Raw genomic sequence first — 507 nt, 5'->3', positions numbered from 1 at the left:
TGAATCAGAACCTGTGACCCTAGAAGGAATCGAAGCACTCACAGAAGATGACATTATTCTAAACGATGGCGATACAATTTCTATCAGTGATAATACCATAACAGTTGAGGTTACAAAACCAGGAACTTATGAGTACAGCCTTGATAATGATTTTAATTACCAAAGCAGTAATCTATTTACCAAAGTACCCTTTGGTCCACACACAGTATATGTACGTAACATAAACGGTGGTTGTGATCCTGCATTTGTGGACATTCAACTATTTGGATTTCCAAAATTCTTTACTCCAAACGGAGATTCAGAGAATCAAACTTGGAACGTTATAGATGTGAACAGAGATTTGCCAGAAATGACCATTAACATTTTTGATCGTTATGGAAAATTAATAAAGACAATCTCTTCAGAAAATATAGGATGGGACGGTACTTATAACGGTCGCAACATGCCAGCAGCAGATTACTGGTTTTTTGCCCAATTGGAAGATGGCAGACAATTTAGAAGTCATTT

1 protein-coding gene is annotated in these 507 nt (G+C 36.7%); it reads left to right on the top strand.

Annotation, left to right across the window (positions count from 1 at the left end):
- Positions 1–13: 13 nt before the first annotated feature.
- The coding region (locus tag SM447_RS30090) for a T9SS type B sorting domain-containing protein (RefSeq protein ID WP_474576240.1) at positions 14–507 on the top strand (494 nt) is incomplete at its 3' end.

This window comes from Micromonospora aridisoli (genome assembly GCF_056150025.1).
This window is presented reverse-complemented; position numbering and strand designations above follow the sequence as displayed.